We start from the raw sequence: 16279 nt of genomic DNA, 5'->3' as shown, positions 1-16279 counted from the left end.
TGGACCATCCACACCGGTTAAAACAGATGTGCCACTGGATAATTTCGCACTACGATCCCGCATACAACCACCACCTGACACGCTGACAAACCGGAGACCCGCAATGGCCGACTTATTTGACGAAGACCTGTTCCTGAAAGGGTTGGAACAACGGAAGAATACACTGGGCGCGGACTATGTGGAAAAGAACCTTGCAGCAGCTGACGATTTCACCCGCCCGTTTCAGGAAGCCATGACCGCCTGGTGCTGGGGTTTTGGCTGGGGGGATGACGTGATCGACGCAAAAACGCGATCGATGATGAACCTGTCCATGATCGGCGCTTTGGGAAAGATGCATGAATGGGAAATCCACTGCCGCGGCGCCATCACCAACGGGGTCACCAAAGAAGAAATACGCGCCATCATCCACGTGGTCGGGATTTATTGCGGCGTTCCGCAAGCATTGGAGTGTTTCCGCGTCGCCCGTAAAGTGCTGGAAGACAAATAAACGCCATCAAAGACCAGCTTCGGCCAACAGTCGCGCGCCTTCGTCATAGTATTTTCTGTTTTTGAAACAGCCGGGCCAGGCCCAGCGCTCGGCCGTAAATCCGGGCTGCAATTCCAGGATGCGACGGGCGTGCCGACGTGCCAGTGACTGGTTGCCTGCCGCAGCGGACAACATGCATAACACGACCCGCGCCCGCACGCTGCCGGGGTCCACTCGCAAGACATTATGCGCGTGCTGCCATGCTGCCTTGTCTTCCGAGAGGGCAAGGGTCATTGACAAGTTCGCCTCGATCCAGATCGGCGGGTGCGGAGTTAACGCAAGAGCTTGCCGATACGTGGCTATTCCGTCCTCAAGCCGGTCGTCATACATCAACAAGACACCATAATAGCCCAGCAATTCGGGGCTGCTGTGGAACCGCTCAAGAACCTTGCGCATCAGCTGGCAAGCCTTGGCAGTATGGCCAGCAACATTTTGGGTAAACGCTTCGAGCGCGGCACAATAGGGATCCGCCGGGTGTTTTTCACGCATGATGGCGCAGTCGGCCTCGACCAGAGCCAGCGTTTGTTCCGGCGAATCTTCCATGCCCAACCGGATCAGGTCCAGGCGGCAGAAACCGACAGCGATCCGCGCAGGCAGATAGTCCGGATCGCGCTGCAAACAGACCTCATACTGGCGGATGGCACGAAACAGGCCGTCCTTGGTCGTAAGGCTTTCCTGAATGCGGCCATTCTGAAATGCCGTCCAAACTTCGGTGGATGTAGCGTGTGCTGACCAGATATCGGACCAGTGACCATCCCGCAGCCGCAACTGAAGCGCTTCGACAACTTTCATTGCGATTTCTTCAACGGCGTCAAACGTATCCTTTTCCCGAAACCGGAAACGTTCGGTCCACAGGCACACCTGATCCACAGTTGACGTCAATTGTGCTGCCACGCGCAGCCCTTCGGCCCCTACCACGCTGCCGCTTAGCATATAACCGTCGACAGGCCCTTCCTGTCTTCGCGCATCGCGCAATTCAATGACATCCGACAACGTGCCCAAAAGGAAAAGCAATTCGTCCCGGATCGAGGCCGCCGCCACGTTGATGTTGTTATCGTCACCAATTACTTCAAACGGCTCGACAACAATTGCTGGTCTCTGGCGCCCCCAATGGGATGGAAAGCGCGCGCCAACCGGAACGGGCGCGTTTTCATCAAAACCAACATCCCAATAAGCTTGCCGTTCAACGGCCAACCAGTCTTCAAATTCCGGGTCTGCAACATCCAACCCTTCCAGAAGCTCGGCGCGATCCGGTTGAAGCGGTTCATCAAACAAATCAATTTCAAGCGCTTTCAGGTCGATGGAGACATTCTCGCGCCCGATGTCCAGAAACCCCAGACCGAACCCGGCCAGATGCTTGGTCAGGACACTAAGTTCCTTGCGCAACGATGCCGCACCCTGTGCGGGTGAGCTTTTGCTCCAAAGCTTGTCTTGCAGCCAGGCCCTGCTGCGAACAGCATTTTTAGACAACAACACCAAGGCGAGAAGCGCTTTCGCCTTGGTGCCGCGTGGTGTTGCATCCTGGCCGTCGTCGCAAATCACCTGAAACGGACCGGTCAGGAATATCTTGGTTTTTGCCTTACTCAAATAAACTCCTCAGGCAAGTTCAGACACTGCGGTCAGGAACCACAGCCATAAACGACAATGCCACCCATCGCTTCGTAGGCCAGCTTGCAGCACCATGACTGGTGATCGGGATTTGGGTCTGGCTCTTTATCGCTCAGATCGGGGATGACAATGTGAACCCTGTCCTTGGAATCATAGACGAACTCCACCGCAGGATTACCAACATCCGAAAGGATGTCATGTATCTTCTGCTCAGCCGCATCGCGATCTTCTGGCGACCCCAGCGCGTTGCTCCGGGCGGCGTTCAAAACTTCACACCCAAGATCCTTAAGTGTGTATTTCGGATTAATAGTCAAACGAGCCATACTAAAAGTCCTTTCTTAACAACCACAACCATTTGTATAACCCGTTACATACCTATCCGGAAACAAAAATGACCGACGCGCTGATTGAACTGGCCGAAAACGCAGGGCTTATTTCCGGACCTTCTTTTGCTGAATTTCCCAAAGGTGCTCCGATCCACACCGCCTTTCGCATGATCAATTTGCGAAACGGAACAGTGCCACCCGCTGGCGCAATGAAACATCGCGTGTCCTTCGGCACTGCGCGTAACCGGAACGAAGCCGCACGGCTTTCGGGTTTCGAAGCGATCGAACGTTATGCGCTGCAATACAGCGCGGATTCGCCTGAAACCCGCGAGAGCCTGATTTCATCGGACGGTGCCACGCATTTTCTGCCACGTGATGCCCTTGCTCTGGGTGCGCCGGGCAGCGACGGGCAGATCACGTCGAAGGGGGGCGCAGCGGGACCAACGCATGAGGCCGCTGCGCTATGGGCCTCGCTCGAATGTCTGGAACACGCGCTTGGACCACGTGGGTTCGACCAGGTGTTGCCCGAAACAGCGCTGCCGCGCGATCTGACCCGCTGGCTGAACACCTACCTGCGCAATCTGAGCGTTCACCTTCGCGTGGTTCCGGCGGTCGGCTTGCTACTGCGTGCGGTCTGCGCCGATGCGGATGGCGGGCGGCCAACCTATGGAACGGCTTTTTCCGCCGATCTGGCGACAGGTGTCTGGCACGCGGCATGCGAGGCGGTTGTGTCCTGGCGCAATATGGTGACGCTTGACCACACCGGCGTGACAGATGACGCGATGAATGAGGAACAGGCACGCTTGTTCCGACTGTATCGCGGCGCGCAAACCAATCGCCCGCCAACTCCGGCATCCTCTTTCGATGTGGATGCCTGGAAAAGCCCCGACCCGACGCTAATGGCTGTATTGACAGCGGCGGCCAACGCTGCCGGGCGTCCGATTGCCATATTCGATATGACGGCGCCGGAAATACCTTTGCCCGTGGTCAAAGCCGTGCCGGTTTGAAACCTTTGTCAGTGACTGAATTGGCGAGTTAGCGCTACGTTGCCAAAGACCTCGGTTTCGGTCCGGTCCGCAAATTCAGAAATCTGTTTGCATCGTTTGGTTTCTGGAAGTCCACAAACGATGGCGCCTGGATCAACAGGCGGGACTTCAACAAATTCGACCCTTGTGATCGCGCGTGGTTTGGCCGCTACTGTTATCAAGGGGCCAACTTCGATCAGGCTGGCAAGCGCGTAACCCGACACAGGCCGTGCGGTTGGCCCTGTTCCCATGGTGATATCGTCCAGAAACCGGGGATCATCGTCGCCCGGCCCGAACTCAAGGCGCATGGGCATTCCAGCTTCACCGCGCGGATAACGCACCCAATCTGTCGGCACATTCACCGCATCCACGAAGAGTTCGGAAATGTGAAACGCCCGAAAATAAAGCCCCAGAGGATTCACGAATGCCATCGCACGCCCTGTCGGTGTCGCCGCGCCCATGGAGAAGGCCAGATCAAGGGCTTCACCCGCCAAACCAGATCCCGCATGGCGACAATACAGATCCTGTCGGTTGGCAAAATGTAACACCTCACAAAGCCGCGCGGGCCTTCTGCTTTCGCCATGGCCGACAACATAGGGGAATGAGGAAAGATGCATTGTGGCGATCAGGTCGCTCAGGCTGTTTGTCTCTGTGGTCATGAACAAAGCATGTTCGATATTCAACGGATGCTCTGGTGGATGGGCAAAATCTGTTCCCACCAGTCTTTTGTGAAAACGAGCGATGCGTTGAGGCACATCCATCTCGCACCAATCTGCTCGCGAAACCTCGAACAGCTCTTCGCAGGAATATGAACATCTGGATACGGTTTCGACGACCGAAAGGAAGTGATTCAGATCGAACACTGCCATGGTTCTCCACCACTCCATCAGTTCGGTCGTGGCGACAAAGCGCTTCGGCCGCATTTTGCCGTCGGAATCGGGACGTAAAATCAGCACATATTCTAAAAATTCATTGTGCAGTTCAGCCCGGCTTGCCCATCCCTGATCCGAAAGACTGGCGGCCAGCTCCTCGCCCAGACAATCCCGGGGTTCGCGCGGGTTGGCAGACCATTTGAACCCCGTCGATATCTGACCGTCGAAGATGTCGTCTGGGTCCATGACCAAGAACGGGCTCACTCCATTGCCATCGAACATCCCTTCAATTCTCGAGTTCCAATCCGACAGGGCAGCTTCACTCACCCCCCTATCGGCGCAACCTGGCGATTGAAAAACAGCCATCACCGAACACCGATCCGTATCTGAAATGCAGGGCTGATCTGCCATCAATAATTGCCACGGCAGTTCCAGCCTGGTTCGAGAGATCATCATCGTTGACGGGCACGGAAGCATCATGAAAAAACTCCCTCCGAAAAAATCTGAAACCTCATCCGCCCCAACCTGCCTGCTCTGGCAGATGGCGGGTCCACCACAACTCAGGCGAACTATTGGCAACGTGGATTTCACTGCCAGAAGACCGATTACCCAAGATGCTGAGATGATCGCCGTCAAAAGTCTCAAGCGACACTTTCGATGACGCCGGTGATTTTGCCATATGCTCTGCCAGTATTCCGACCGCGATACGCTCACCCATCCGGATACTGTCGAAATAATCGCTGTAGAAATGAACGCCCGCCAAGTTGCGCCCAAGTGCAATATTCGCAGCGAGCTTGTTTAACTCGCCATTTAGCGTCAGGCAGTCTGCACTGTCTTCCGGTCGGGTCGAGTTGTTCAGGGTCTTACCCCCCGCAGCTGGCACAAGGACCCGAGGCAGACCAGCCGCAGCCAAAGATACCCGTGATCCATCCAAAGCGTGCGTTCTGAAGAAAGCTTTGAGCACAGTGACGCATGCCCCGGCAACGGCACCATGAGCCGCCCCATAAGACGGGTGCATTGGCGAGCCTTCGGGATAAGCAACCGGCAGCAGCAAGTTACGGTCATTTTGCGGCAGGCCCTTATGGGAAATGGCGTTATGCGCAAACCTCTTCACCGAAGGCGAGGCGGCGATTGCATCCATAAGACTGAAACCTTCGCTTGCCGCAGCTTCGAGTTTTCTCAGATGAGCCGCGGCAAATGACTCGGCCGCGCCAAGAGTTGCGCCGTGACCGTTTGCCATCAAACTCGTCACACTGCCCAGCTTTTCAGGCCGGGCACGATTGTGCACCTGAAACGTCTGACGTTTCGCGGCCCTCAGGGCCCGTGCCCCGGCTTCCGTCAGCAGGGACAAAACATGCGCGCCGCCCCAGGTAGAGCCAGGATCACGCACACCGGCATATCCATCCTCAGGCAGACCTTCGTCTGTCGGAGTGCCCTGTCCAAGCATCAGCAGGCAGGCATTGAAAAAAGTCTGATAAATTCTGTCAAAATGCACGTAAGAGGCAAGGTCGCGCGGTGTTTCAATGAATTTCGTTCCGTCGCTCTCAAAGGCTTGTTCGGCCGTCGTGTCCGCCCCGTTCTGAACGTCCAGCCACTCAGCCCAATCCCGCAGATAGTCCACGCCCGCCGCCTGCGGCAAGATCTTCTGGTCGATCCTCAAAGCGCCGAAGGGAACAGGCCCGGCGGCCATTGCCAGCGTCAGCTTATGCTTCTGCCGGCGCGCTTGATCTGCTGTCAGTGGATCGTGGCCTTGTACCAGGAACTGCGACAGATACGGCCCCTGCGCACAGCCCTGCGAGCAACCACGAAACAGGGTTGGAGGGGTCAGGCCGCCACCATCCCGAACCCGCCGCGCCGCCGAAACCTTTCCAATCTCAGCGCCATCGGCGTCCCGAGGGCTGCCATCGCGCCGGAACCATTCCAACTGACCAAGGGCACCAGCCACGTTGGCCGCATCACCGACACCATCCCTGATGGATTCGAACGGTACATCCCGCAGAATGGCCATCGCGTAGATCTCGGCCATCTCCGCCGCCAGCTCATCCGAGCCAAGCCGGGGCGCGGGGGCAATACCCAAACCCCCGGCGTCACATCCGTTGAGACCAAGCCGGTGGCCCAGGATTGGCCCTTCCCACGCACGCCACCTAAATTCACCACCCTCTGATGGCGCGGTGCGGAAGGGCCCGGAGTAGGCTGGCATGTCGAACAACGCCAACCGATTGCCAAAATTGTCGGTGCAGGTCGGATCAGCCACTTCTTCCAGAAACTCGGTATAGACCTGCGCGTCGACAATTCCGTTTACGTCATGACGCAACCCCTTCGAGAAATTCGTGGGCCATGTTCCTTCAAAAAGGTCCGATTCACCGTTGTGATCCTTGAAAACCTCCTGAGAGGAACGCGCCAACACACTCAAACGGCTTCGACCCCGGCCTACCTTTTGATGGGCTTCATAAGGGTTCTGCCATGGTTCAGACGGAACGGTATGTTGCGACATGATGTTCTCCTCATCGACACCAGAACGAATCGCATCACGGCGTTACCGGATCGTGACTTCCAAAAAGGGAATGTGTTTTCTACTTTTTTTCAATAAGTTGCCAGCTTCACGCCGGCGTACAGAACGCTATCACGCAAAAAACCGTGACCCGGTCTCACGTTGCAAAGCCAACCGAGCACTTGAACGCCGCTGTAGACTTGCCACGTCTCAGATTCTCGCAAACCAGGCCAGATGCCACAGGCAAGGCCCGCGATTCTAAAGACATTGCGAACTGCATCAGTCCGGAAGAAAGTGAACCAGTTCGTACCAATGGTGGATGCAAACCGGTGCGATTCCGTTCTATTTCAAAGAGTTCGGATGGATCTGTAAAAAAAACCAAACACTGCGGAATTGACCTTGTATTTCCGTTGCTTGCACGGATATACCCGTCGGCGGAGACGTGGCCGAGTGGTCGAAGGCGCTCCCCTGCTAAGGGAGTAGGCCCGGAAGGGTCTCGAGGGTTCGAATCCCTTCGTCTCCGCCACCACATAATATATTGATTTTAAACGATTTTATGACCTCCGTATTGTGGCGGCATTTCCACGACATGCGAGGCGATCTGCCCCCTAGAGACCTGAAATCACAGGCGAAATAGCCGCCCAGAATGGCGCGAGTCTCCGTTTGGCATTTGGCGCGATACGGTTTTCGGCCACGGCTTTGGGCGCTGGACTTGACTTCCCGCTGTTTGCAAGCTGACGCGTCGCAGAATATTCATGCGAATGGCATTGTTTCCATTCTGTGGACATGGTTGCGGTCGAGGAGGCTACGTCCTTCGGCTATAGTGTGGCCCTCTAGCGTCATCGCTTATAGGGATGACGACGGGCTGCGGGGGGCTGGGCCGAGTGATGGTTCCACGGCCAAATGTTCAGACGGGTGAGAGAAAATGGTCGAACGCAACGACATATCGGGCCTTCTGGCCTTTATCGGCCGGGAAGGCGACTGGCGGGAACGGCTACAGGATGTGGTCGCCGAACATCTGATGCCCGCACTGGAGGAGTTCGATATCGGCCAGGATGACCTCGCCGACCTGCTGGGCGAGCAGTGGTCGGGCGTGCTCTGGGGTTGCGGGTTCGAGGACTTCCTTGGCCAACGCTATGAAGACGGCAACATCGTCGACCTTTACCTGAAACGGCGCGGCTGGAAGGAAACGGCCTTGAACCAGGCCTATTTCGCCGCCCTGCGGGATGCACCGGTCAGTCTGTACGAGGTCAGTGATGTTAAGCCCGGCGCTTCGATGGTGCTGCGCGATCTCTTGACGGATGCTGCGCCGGTCACAGTTAAAGAGAAATCCGCTACGCGCACGTTGAAGCAATGGGACCGCATCGCTGTGCGGGTGGTGCCCGAACGCGATCATCACGTCATCTCGGGGGCGCTGTTGCCCTTTCGCGCCGAGGCAGTGGATTTCCTGTTTGCCGGGCTCCGCGATGTCCTTAGGTTGAAGAAGCGTGACGGGCTGCGGCTCTCCCACGATCAGCTTATGGGTTGCGCGCCCATCTTCACGGTTGCCTGGCTGTTCATCGAGATCGACCGCGCCCTCTCCCCTGCGCTGCCGCAGTTCTCCAATTCGGACGGTGATGATGTCCTGTTCCACGATCTGCGCTTTCCGCTTGCCAGCGGCGTGACGCAGAAGGCCGTGGCGGAAAGCCTGGACCAAGTGAAGGGCTTTCTGCCCGAAGGACCGAAGTTCTGGAACTGGCTGGCGCCGCGCAAGGGGCGCGGCGGCAATGCAGGCCGCGGCATCATGCTGGACACGCAGATGGAAGGGGCCACCGTCCTGGGCTCGTTGGAACTGAAGGGCAAGACGCTGCTGGTGACCGTCAACTCGGCCAAGCGCGCGGCCAAGGTCGAGGCCTTGATCGGCGCGGCCGCCGGAGGTCTGCTTAAGTCACCGTTGACCACGATCCAGACGGTTGATCAGATGCAGGCAGAGGAACGACATGCAGAGCCGGGCGAGGCGGCAGACGAGATCCCGCCAGACATCGCCCGCAAGCTCATGCGGGATCACCTCGACAATCATTACCGCGAAACGCTGGACGCACCGATCCCGGCTCTGGGCGGCAAGTCACCACGCCAGGCTGTGCGCACGGCTTCGGGGCGCCAGAAGGTGATCGCCTGGTTGAAGAAGCTGGAAAACCATAGCGCCGGGCATGGCGAGGGTTCGATTGCGGAATATGATTTCAGCTGGATGTGGGTTGAGCTAGGGCTTCAAGACCATCGCGGATGATCGCGGCTATCGCCAATGTTTGCGGCAGGTCACCTGCCTCGATCAATCCCAGCGTCAACACCACGATCTTGACCGCGGGCAGGATCGGTCATGGGAAGCTGAAAAAACACGCAAATTCAACAGTCTACCCTAATTCCTGCGCTGAAATTGTGCCGTGTTTTCCGAGGGTTAGCAAACGGAACATATCTCTGGTTCGAATCCAGAGTGCTCCGCCACAACTTAATGCTTTGATTTTTAAATTTTTCACGCCTCGTACATTGTGATGTGATTTCCGTGGTTTGCAGTCCGCATCGACCCCTAGAGACATGAAATCACAGGCTAAATAGTCGTTCAAAATTGCGCGAGTCTCTGTTTGGCATTTGGCGCGATACGGTTTTCAGGCAGGGCAACAGGCGCTGGACTTGACTTCGGGCGATTTTGTAGCCGGCGATTGCATGGGTATTTCCCCCTTGTCTCACAGATACAGCAGCTCAGGATGAGGGTTTGACCATGGCGTCTCGGAAATCGACTTCAGAAGTGCGTCACGGGCATCGGAATAATAGAATGTCAACTTTGGTCACCATGTCGTCAGATAGGTGGAAGAGCTGACGTTTGCTTGCGACCGGCATCGAGACCGCTGTGAGGCCTGAAGGGTGGAGTTTCAGGGCGGTTGTGCTGAACTGAACGACTGTGATCACGATAGAGGTCTCCGCGGCCAGTCCTTCAGGCGGCCGAGGTGCTCGAGCAGTGATTGCCTGAGCTTTTCACGTCCTAGGCCGTGATGCAGGTGGCGATGGCAGTTCGGGCAGCAGGCGACCGCATTGTCGATGGTGTCCGGCCCGCCCTCTCCCAGCGGGCGCACATGGTGCACCTCCAGATACGGTTCACCGTCATCGCGCTGGAAAGGGGCTTTGTCACCGCAGGCCTCACAGGACCCACCGGCTTGCTCGAGCACCCACGCGATTACGTTTGGATCCCGAACAAAGCGATCCGATGAACCACTCGCCCTCTTGACGTCATCCTGTCCTTCGGGAGGTGTCTGGCCCTTCGCGGACGAACGTCTCGCCTTGCGGCGCGCGTTGATCACACGCTCGTGGAGCTCTTTCTCATCCGACGTTGGGGCTTCCGTCCAGACCGACGCGCCGTAGCGTCCCGTGAAGATGCCTTCCAGTTGATCCATTTGCATGGAAGCCGCCTCTTGCGAGCGCACAATCAGCTTCATTCTCTTACTGTTGTTGCCAGTGGAATTCGATGTGTTCTGAAACCTGGCGGACTGGCGGCCGATGGCGAGACGTAGTTCGTTGAAGTCGCTCACTGCGGCCATTCTGAGTGGCCGTGGGAAGCCCTCAGGCCAGACAACGCGTTCCGATTCGGGCAGCCGTAGCGCCTTCGCGCTGGCCACTTGGATCTCATCGAGGCGCATGTCATGCTCGGCCATGCGCTTCAGGTGCAGAAGCATTCCATCAATATAGTTCTTGTTTCGGCTGGGGTTCGGGCCATGGTCTGACCCGCCCCGGGACTCCACGGTCAGGGCAAATCCGTCCGGCATCTTCTCGAGCGTGAACTTCGCATCGAGCTTCCGGCCCGTATCATCTCTAGGGTTCAGCACATCTTCACTCCAAAATTGATCGAGCCATTGATACGCCAAACAGACCCGGTGCCAAGGTGTTTGGAGGGCTCTGGCGAGGCTAGGCGCCAGTAGCTGAACGGACATCCGCTCGATTTACGGAAGATGCCTCCTCGTGGCCGATCTGGAGCTGAAGCTCATTCGATCGCAGCCACGCTGACAGGAGGTCGGTGGTGGCGCTTACCTGATCCGGCCTCCGAAGTGCGCACTCCCAAACGGTTGCGACGCGCAACCCGTCTTTCAGGAGTTTTCCAAGAACTGCTTTGTCTCGAGCGACATTCGCCGTGAACTTGGCTTGCCAGAACTCCTGGCGGGTCGATGGACTGGTTGTGTAACGACAGCCCTCATGGCGGTGCCAGAAGCAGCCATGCACGAAGACGATTGCGTGATGCTTTGGAAACACGAGGTCAGGTCGCCCGGGGAAATTTTTCGAATGCAGCCGGTAACGGAAGCCGCGGGCATGAAGTGCCCGCCGAAGCACTAGTTCGGGCTTCGTGTCCTTCCCTTTGATCCCGGCCATCATCCGGGAGCGGGTCTGTTTGTCTACGATATCCGGCACGTGCACCCTGGTCTTCGTTCTGGAACCTGGTATACACCGACTGAATGAATTTCGTCAGGAGCCTGATTTGCCTTCCACTTTCGGCATTGTCGATCTGTTTGCCGGTCCGGGCGGCCTTGGCGAGGGCTTTGCATCCCTCGTCGAGGACGGACATGCGCCGTTCCGGATCGGCATCTCGGTTGAGAAGGAGACATCGGCCCATCGCACGCTGAGGCTGCGCGCGTTCCTGCGTGAATACAAGGCGCGTCAAGGCGCCTTGCCCGATCAGTTCATCGATTTCCATGCAGGGCTTGTCCCCGAGCCGGATTGGTCAGTAGTCGACGCCGAAGCTTGGCGGCTTGCCCTCGATGAGGCTCGCGCACTCGAACTTGGCACTGAGGCTGCCGCGACGGCGATTGACGGTGCTATAGCGAAGCTGCGCAAAAACTATGACGATACAATTCTCATCGGCGGGCCGCCCTGTCAGGCTTATTCCCTCGTTGGGCGCGCCCGGGCCAAGGGCAAGATCGGCTATGTACCTGAAGATGATGAGCGGCATTACCTATTCCGAGAGTACATCCGCGTGCTCGACAGGCTTCGTCCCGCCGCTTTCGTTATGGAAAACGTCAAAGGCATGCTTTCCTCCACTGTTGAAAGTCGACTTGTCTTCGAGATGCTGATGGAGGACCTGACCTCACTTGGTACTGGCCAAGATCATCACTACGACTTGCTGGCAGTGCGAGTGGAAGATGGAAAAGCTAGCCTGCAAGAAGCAGCACGACCGTCTGATTTCATCGTGCGCGCTGAAGAATTTGGAGTGCCACAACGACGTCACAGGGTGATCATCGTCGGGATAAGATCTAACATTGCGGGCAAGGCAGCCCGCGCCGAGATTGCCGTCTCGGGTTTGACGCGGACGGTCAGCGACGTAATCGGGACAATGCCCGACGTACGCAGCGGTATTAGCCGTGGTCGAGACGATTCATTGGCGTGGAGAGAAGAGGTTGTCGAAGCGGCGAAATTACTGGCCGACATACACAAGGGGAAAGAGAACGCTTCACTTCGACAGGCATTCTCATCCGTTGCCAAGCAAATGAAGTCACGGGCTCCGAACCATCGAACTGCGTCATGTCTGCCGGTTGGCTACGGCAACTCAAACGATGAACTACTGAGCTGGCTTGAGCGGCCAGAGCTAAGTGCTATCACCCAACACGAAACTCGCGGGCATATGGCCTCCGACCTCGGGCGGTATCTCTTCGCCGCTGTATTCGGGTCGGTGCATGGCTATAGCCCGAAGGCCGCCGACTATCCTCTCGCGCTAAGCCCGGATCATCGGAACTGGCACAGCGGCGTCTTCAATGATCGGTTTAGAGTCCAACTTGCCGACGCGGCCGCGACTACGGTAACGAGCCATATTTCGAAGGATGGGCATTACTTCATACACCCCGACCCAATCCAGTGCCGCAGCCTGACCGTGCGCGAGGCTGCACGCCTACAGACATTCCCCGATGACTACTTGTTCATGGGCAATCGAACGCAACAATACGTGCAGGTTGGTAATGCGGTTCCTCCGTTTCTTGCTGTCCAGATCGCTAGACTCCTAAATGCCATTCTCAACTAGCTTAAGTATCTTTGAGCAGCGTGACTTCGCTCAACAACTATTTGGATTTCTTAATCCTGTGCGGCTCTGATGGCGGAGGCATCCTTTGCTGAAATGGTCAATACATCTTCAGGATTTGCACAATCAACGATGGTGGGCGAGTGGGTAGCAATAAAAATCTGACCAAATTTGCGCGCGGCCAATTCAACCATTCGGATCTGCAGTTCAGGATGGAGATAAATGTCTGGCTCATCCAAGACCAAGACAGACTTTTCAGAACCACGCATGAACTGTAAAACCATCTGCATCCACACCTGAAGGCCAAAACCTGACCAGAACACCTCTCTCGGGATTCTTTCTTCGAAAAACATCATCTCCATCGGCTCCCCAGGGCTCAAAACCCGTGGGCGCTCCAGCGAGATTTCTGGCCATGCAGATGACACTTCCTCAGAAAACTCGTCAAACTCATCTTCTGTTTTTCGAATGAGGATATTTCTTAGATGTCGGTGAGCGGTGCGGGTATTCTCGCTGCTTGAGATCGTTTTATCGGTCAAATATTGTTCGCTCTCCTCAACTGGACCCAAAGTTGGAACCACAACCAATGATAAAGGAAACTGGCGCCGAAAGGCTGCGGTCGTTCGAGGTAAGGGTCCGTCACAAAGAAGATAGGCTCTAATTGGTTGATCCGCGTGAAGGAGGATTACAAATTGAGATCCGTTTTTTAGTGATAGCCGAACTGAGGCTGGGTCATCAGAGTAATTCCAAGTGATATTATCGATCGGGATTTTTATGGTACTGGTTGGCATGGAGAAGCTAGCGCAACTTCTTCCCTCGAACTCGGATATTTCAGGTCTTCTTCGGGTGGCGTACCTGAGAACGTCATGAGCGACTCGGAGAGCGTCAAGAATGCTTGATTTTCCAGCATTGTTTTTGCCGGTAAGTATGTTTGTAGCTCCACAGTCAATTCGGAAGCTTCGAAACTTTTTAAAATTCCTTAATTGTATGGAAGCAACATGCTCGCAGCTTGTTGTGTTGCTCTTAAGTGTCTCTTTATTCTTTTGCGCACTTGATGTAGCTGGCGTGATGGGAGTCGCGCGATCAATTCGCTCCGTTGGTGAAGGCCGACCATCCTCAAAACTCTCCGTCTCGATAGACGTTCCCGTGCCCAAGCCGTCCAATGACCAATCGACTTCTTGATGATCCCATCTAGTCTCACTAACCTTTATGAATTCACCTTTCGAGGTTTCTGCCTGTCTTGCTCGATGGTAGTCTTCCGCGGCAACCTCCGAACTGAATTCTGAGGGCAAAAGCTCTGAAAGGTCTTCCAAGGAAGCTTCATGATCTTTGGTCGATCCAAGATTATTTTGGCCCGTCTTCGTATCATTTGGCATGGTTTCACCTGTTAAAAATCTGGGAACATGCCCATCTGGAATTTTGCTCGTGCGGTTGTCTAGTGCGCAGCGAGGTTCACTTCAATTTCGCTGTCAACGGACACAGTGAGACTTCGCATCAGTCTTTGAAACGTGGCCTTTGTGTGCGCGCGAGTTAAAAGATTGCCTTGCTTTTGTAGAGAACCGGCTCATCTGCCCGAAGCCCAATTCTTACCTTCCAGTGTTAATTCTCCTTCAATTCATCGATGCCTCCATATTGCATGGGGAAGCTAGCTATTTTGATCTTGTTCCAAGTTTCGAGCCGCTTGGCGACCTCGGAAAACTGCTGACCAGGAGCGATTCTGTTGAACTCGTCATTCACAATAACCGCCCAATCCCAAAGCAGATCCCGGAACCCTTCCGAGATGCTCTGTCGCCTCCAAATCTTCTCAAAGTCGAGCCTTTCGCCAATTCGGTCTGAGACAACAGCAACAACGTATGTGGCAATGTTTACATAACCTTGTCGAAAGATCTCCTTGGCGTCCTTCGTCTTAATCATACTTTCGATGGCCTTGAAAATGATAACTTTTGCAATCATTTCGCGATACCATCTGACGTCTAGTGGACTTGGAACCAAGTTTGGATTTTCGTCGAGCGCCTCCATGAACGCTCTGAAATTTTTTTCTCCAGCGAGAGCTACTTGATTGGGCTTTCCTCTCCAAGCTTCGTGATACTTGGCAATTTCTGTTTTGGTCAGTTTACGCCTAGGTGGGATCATCTCCTTCAGCTTGCGGCGTTTGGCAGGGGTAGTGCCCTCTCTCAACAGCATGACGTTGTAGGCGCCAGCCGCACGCTCATAGAACCAGCGGGTAGCTCCATCCGGACACCAAGTGTCGTTTGCAAGTTTTTCGAGCTCCCGGTGGAACGGGCGATTTGCAGAGAGATCTGACATTTTGACTGCGTTCTGACTGTTTGCAAATCGCGAGACGTTGCTGATCAACCGCTCTCGCGCATCGTCTTGAGAGGCCTTGAGAATGATGATCTTGGCCGGAACCATCACATGGCTGAGATCTATGGTACGGTCGTCGCGCGACGCGAAATATATGCTCGAAGTCGTCTGACCACCGTTCACGATCTGCAATCCCTTCATGAACGACAAACCCAGATTACCGTCATCAGAACGCTCGAACGCAGCCTCGTCGCAGACTAGGACCAGACCGTTGTTGAATGCGAGAAAGTGCTCCGGTTCCTTTCGAAGAGTTTCGACTATTCCTCTGTTCACGGCACGTTTGTTCCCCAAAAACGTGCGAATGTTGGCTTCGAGCAGTGTTGTGCCGTAACGAAGATAAAGATCGCGAATGAGTTGCCCCGGAATGGCGGTCAGAGCGTACTCGTAATCCGCATCAGGATCAGGAACATGAACACAAGGTAGAGGTCTACCTATCGACTGAACAAAACTGACGGCAAGTTCATCTCTTGGTTTACCTTCGGTGTGTCGAAACAGCCGCTCAATGTCCATGGCTTCGACGGCCACCATCTTCTGATGAACCTCTTTGTTCGAGAAGCGCTTGGTCTTGGTTCGTCCATCTGTGATCACGAAAACCCGCAGGCGGTCAATGTCGTGCCAGCGAGAACGGATGGTTGCAACGAGGTCCCTGACCGGGTGGGTAGGATCGATTTTAGTGTCAAGCTGCCCGCTCGCAGCGCGGAAGAGGAAGCGCACGCCTTCGCTGGCGGATCTGGTGGCATCCGAGTCACGCAGATCGTTTAATTCATCTGTTCCAAAATAGTGGGTCACGAACAAGTCGAGCGCCGTTTCATCTGAACTGAGGGCATAGCCGGTTATGCGCAGCTTTGCGTTACCGACCTTGCCGTTCCAATGACAAACGGTCGGCGCGTCGCATATCCCGGTTTCTGCCACGTGCTCCATTACCATTTCGGCAAAAACGAGTTCCTCGGAAGGAAAGGGACCCTCACCATCCGCAACGCGTTCCGCGATGATCGTCTGCATGTCGGAACGGAAATTGTGGTGAAATTCTTCAAGACTCATG

General features: G+C 55.5%; 12 protein-coding genes and 1 tRNA gene. 5 read left to right on the top strand and 8 right to left on the bottom strand.

The features are described from left to right. The first annotated feature begins 103 nt into the window (after nucleotides 1–103). Nucleotides 104–487: a carboxymuconolactone decarboxylase family protein gene (locus tag AC2FLU_RS02410; RefSeq protein WP_480604617.1), complete on the top strand. Its 384-nt coding sequence runs from the start codon at nucleotides 104–106 to the stop codon at nucleotides 485–487. A 6-nt stretch (nucleotides 488–493) separates the two neighbouring features. Here AC2FLU_RS02410 and AC2FLU_RS02405 read toward each other — a convergent pair whose 3' ends face one another. Together AC2FLU_RS02405 and AC2FLU_RS02400 are read right to left on the bottom strand one after the other, a co-directional pair. After that, nucleotides 494–2113: a hypothetical protein gene (locus AC2FLU_RS02405; RefSeq protein WP_496808346.1), complete on the bottom strand. Its 1620-nt coding sequence runs from the start codon at nucleotides 2111–2113 to the stop codon at nucleotides 494–496. A gap of 32 nt (nucleotides 2114–2145) precedes the next feature. Beyond that, complete coding sequence (locus tag AC2FLU_RS02400; protein ID WP_480622989.1) at nucleotides 2146–2457, bottom strand: hypothetical protein; 312 nt, start codon at nucleotides 2455–2457, stop codon at nucleotides 2146–2148. Nucleotides 2458–2525: 68 nt separating this feature from the next. Between AC2FLU_RS02400 and AC2FLU_RS02395 the strand changes: the two genes are divergently transcribed. Next, complete coding sequence (locus AC2FLU_RS02395) at nucleotides 2526–3467, top strand: YcaO-like family protein (RefSeq protein WP_496808347.1); 942 nt, start codon at nucleotides 2526–2528, stop codon at nucleotides 3465–3467. A gap of 8 nt (nucleotides 3468–3475) precedes the next feature. On the opposite strand, the gene AC2FLU_RS02390 is transcribed toward AC2FLU_RS02395, so the two are convergent. Next, on the bottom strand, nucleotides 3476–4684 hold the full coding sequence (locus tag AC2FLU_RS02390; protein ID WP_480554278.1) for a DUF8225 domain-containing protein: 1209 nt from the start codon (nucleotides 4682–4684) through the stop codon (nucleotides 3476–3478). Nucleotides 4685–4868: 184 nt separating this feature from the next. Next, the gene (locus tag AC2FLU_RS02385) at nucleotides 4869–6851 is read right to left on the bottom strand and encodes a phosphatase PAP2 family protein (RefSeq protein WP_496808348.1); all 1983 of its coding nucleotides are present in this window, start codon (nucleotides 6849–6851) and stop codon (nucleotides 4869–4871) included. A gap of 433 nt (nucleotides 6852–7284) precedes the next feature. Between AC2FLU_RS02385 and AC2FLU_RS02380 the strand changes: the two genes are divergently transcribed. Together AC2FLU_RS02380 and AC2FLU_RS02375 are read left to right on the top strand one after the other, a co-directional pair. Beyond that, nucleotides 7285–7374: transfer RNA gene (locus AC2FLU_RS02380), tRNA-Ser, on the top strand. Between the two features lie 399 nt (nucleotides 7375–7773). After that, entirely contained in the window at nucleotides 7774–9114 is a 1341-nt protein-coding gene (locus tag AC2FLU_RS02375) for a DUF7986 domain-containing protein (protein ID WP_496808349.1), read from the top strand. A gap of 673 nt (nucleotides 9115–9787) precedes the next feature. Here AC2FLU_RS02375 and AC2FLU_RS02370 read toward each other — a convergent pair. Then, nucleotides 9788–10702 carry an HNH endonuclease gene (locus AC2FLU_RS02370; RefSeq protein ID WP_496811851.1) on the bottom strand — a complete coding sequence of 305 codons (915 nt, stop codon included), beginning with the start codon at nucleotides 10700–10702 and terminating at the stop codon, nucleotides 9788–9790. 79 nt (nucleotides 10703–10781) lie between these two features. After that, nucleotides 10782–11240, bottom strand: coding sequence for a very short patch repair endonuclease (locus tag AC2FLU_RS02365; protein WP_496811871.1), 459 nt, complete (start codon nucleotides 11238–11240; stop codon nucleotides 10782–10784). 106 nt (nucleotides 11241–11346) lie between these two features. Between AC2FLU_RS02365 and AC2FLU_RS02360 the strand changes: the two genes are divergently transcribed. Beyond that, on the top strand, nucleotides 11347–12879 hold the full coding sequence (locus AC2FLU_RS02360; RefSeq protein ID WP_496811850.1) for a DNA cytosine methyltransferase: 1533 nt from the start codon (nucleotides 11347–11349) through the stop codon (nucleotides 12877–12879). Between the two features lie 50 nt (nucleotides 12880–12929). Here the strand turns inward: AC2FLU_RS02360 and AC2FLU_RS02355 are convergent, their stop codons facing one another. Beyond that, nucleotides 12930–14249 (bottom strand): ATP-binding protein, encoded by a 1320-nt coding sequence (locus tag AC2FLU_RS02355; RefSeq protein WP_496811849.1) that lies wholly within the window; start codon nucleotides 14247–14249, stop codon nucleotides 12930–12932. A 223-nt stretch (nucleotides 14250–14472) separates the two neighbouring features. Beyond that, nucleotides 14473–16278 carry an AIPR family protein gene (locus tag AC2FLU_RS02350; RefSeq protein WP_496811848.1) on the bottom strand — a complete coding sequence of 602 codons (1806 nt, stop codon included), beginning with the start codon at nucleotides 16276–16278 and terminating at the stop codon, nucleotides 14473–14475. Nucleotide 16279: the final 1 nt, after the last annotated feature.

The sequence above is a fragment of the Ruegeria sp. SAZD013 genome, assembly GCF_059612525.1.
Note: the sequence above shows the minus strand (reverse complement) of the source record. Positions and strands in the feature narration are given on the sequence as shown.

Coding starts and splice junctions, on each gene's coding strand:
- AC2FLU_RS02375 (WP_496808349.1), top strand. CDS start 7,774: ATGGTCGAACGCAACGACATATCGGGCCTTCTGGCCTTTATCGGCCGG.
- AC2FLU_RS02355 (WP_496811849.1), bottom strand. CDS start 14,249: ATGCCAAATGATACGAAGACGGGCCAAAATAATCTTGGATCGACCAAA.
- AC2FLU_RS02400 (WP_480622989.1), bottom strand. CDS start 2,457: ATGGCTCGTTTGACTATTAATCCGAAATACACACTTAAGGATCTTGGG.
- AC2FLU_RS02410 (WP_480604617.1), top strand. CDS start 104: ATGGCCGACTTATTTGACGAAGACCTGTTCCTGAAAGGGTTGGAACAA.
- AC2FLU_RS02350 (WP_496811848.1), bottom strand. CDS start 16,278: ATGAGTCTTGAAGAATTTCACCACAATTTCCGTTCCGACATGCAGACG.
- AC2FLU_RS02365 (WP_496811871.1), bottom strand. CDS start 11,240: ATGGCCGGGATCAAAGGGAAGGACACGAAGCCCGAACTAGTGCTTCGG.
- AC2FLU_RS02395 (WP_496808347.1), top strand. CDS start 2,526: ATGACCGACGCGCTGATTGAACTGGCCGAAAACGCAGGGCTTATTTCC.
- AC2FLU_RS02385 (WP_496808348.1), bottom strand. CDS start 6,851: ATGTCGCAACATACCGTTCCGTCTGAACCATGGCAGAACCCTTATGAA.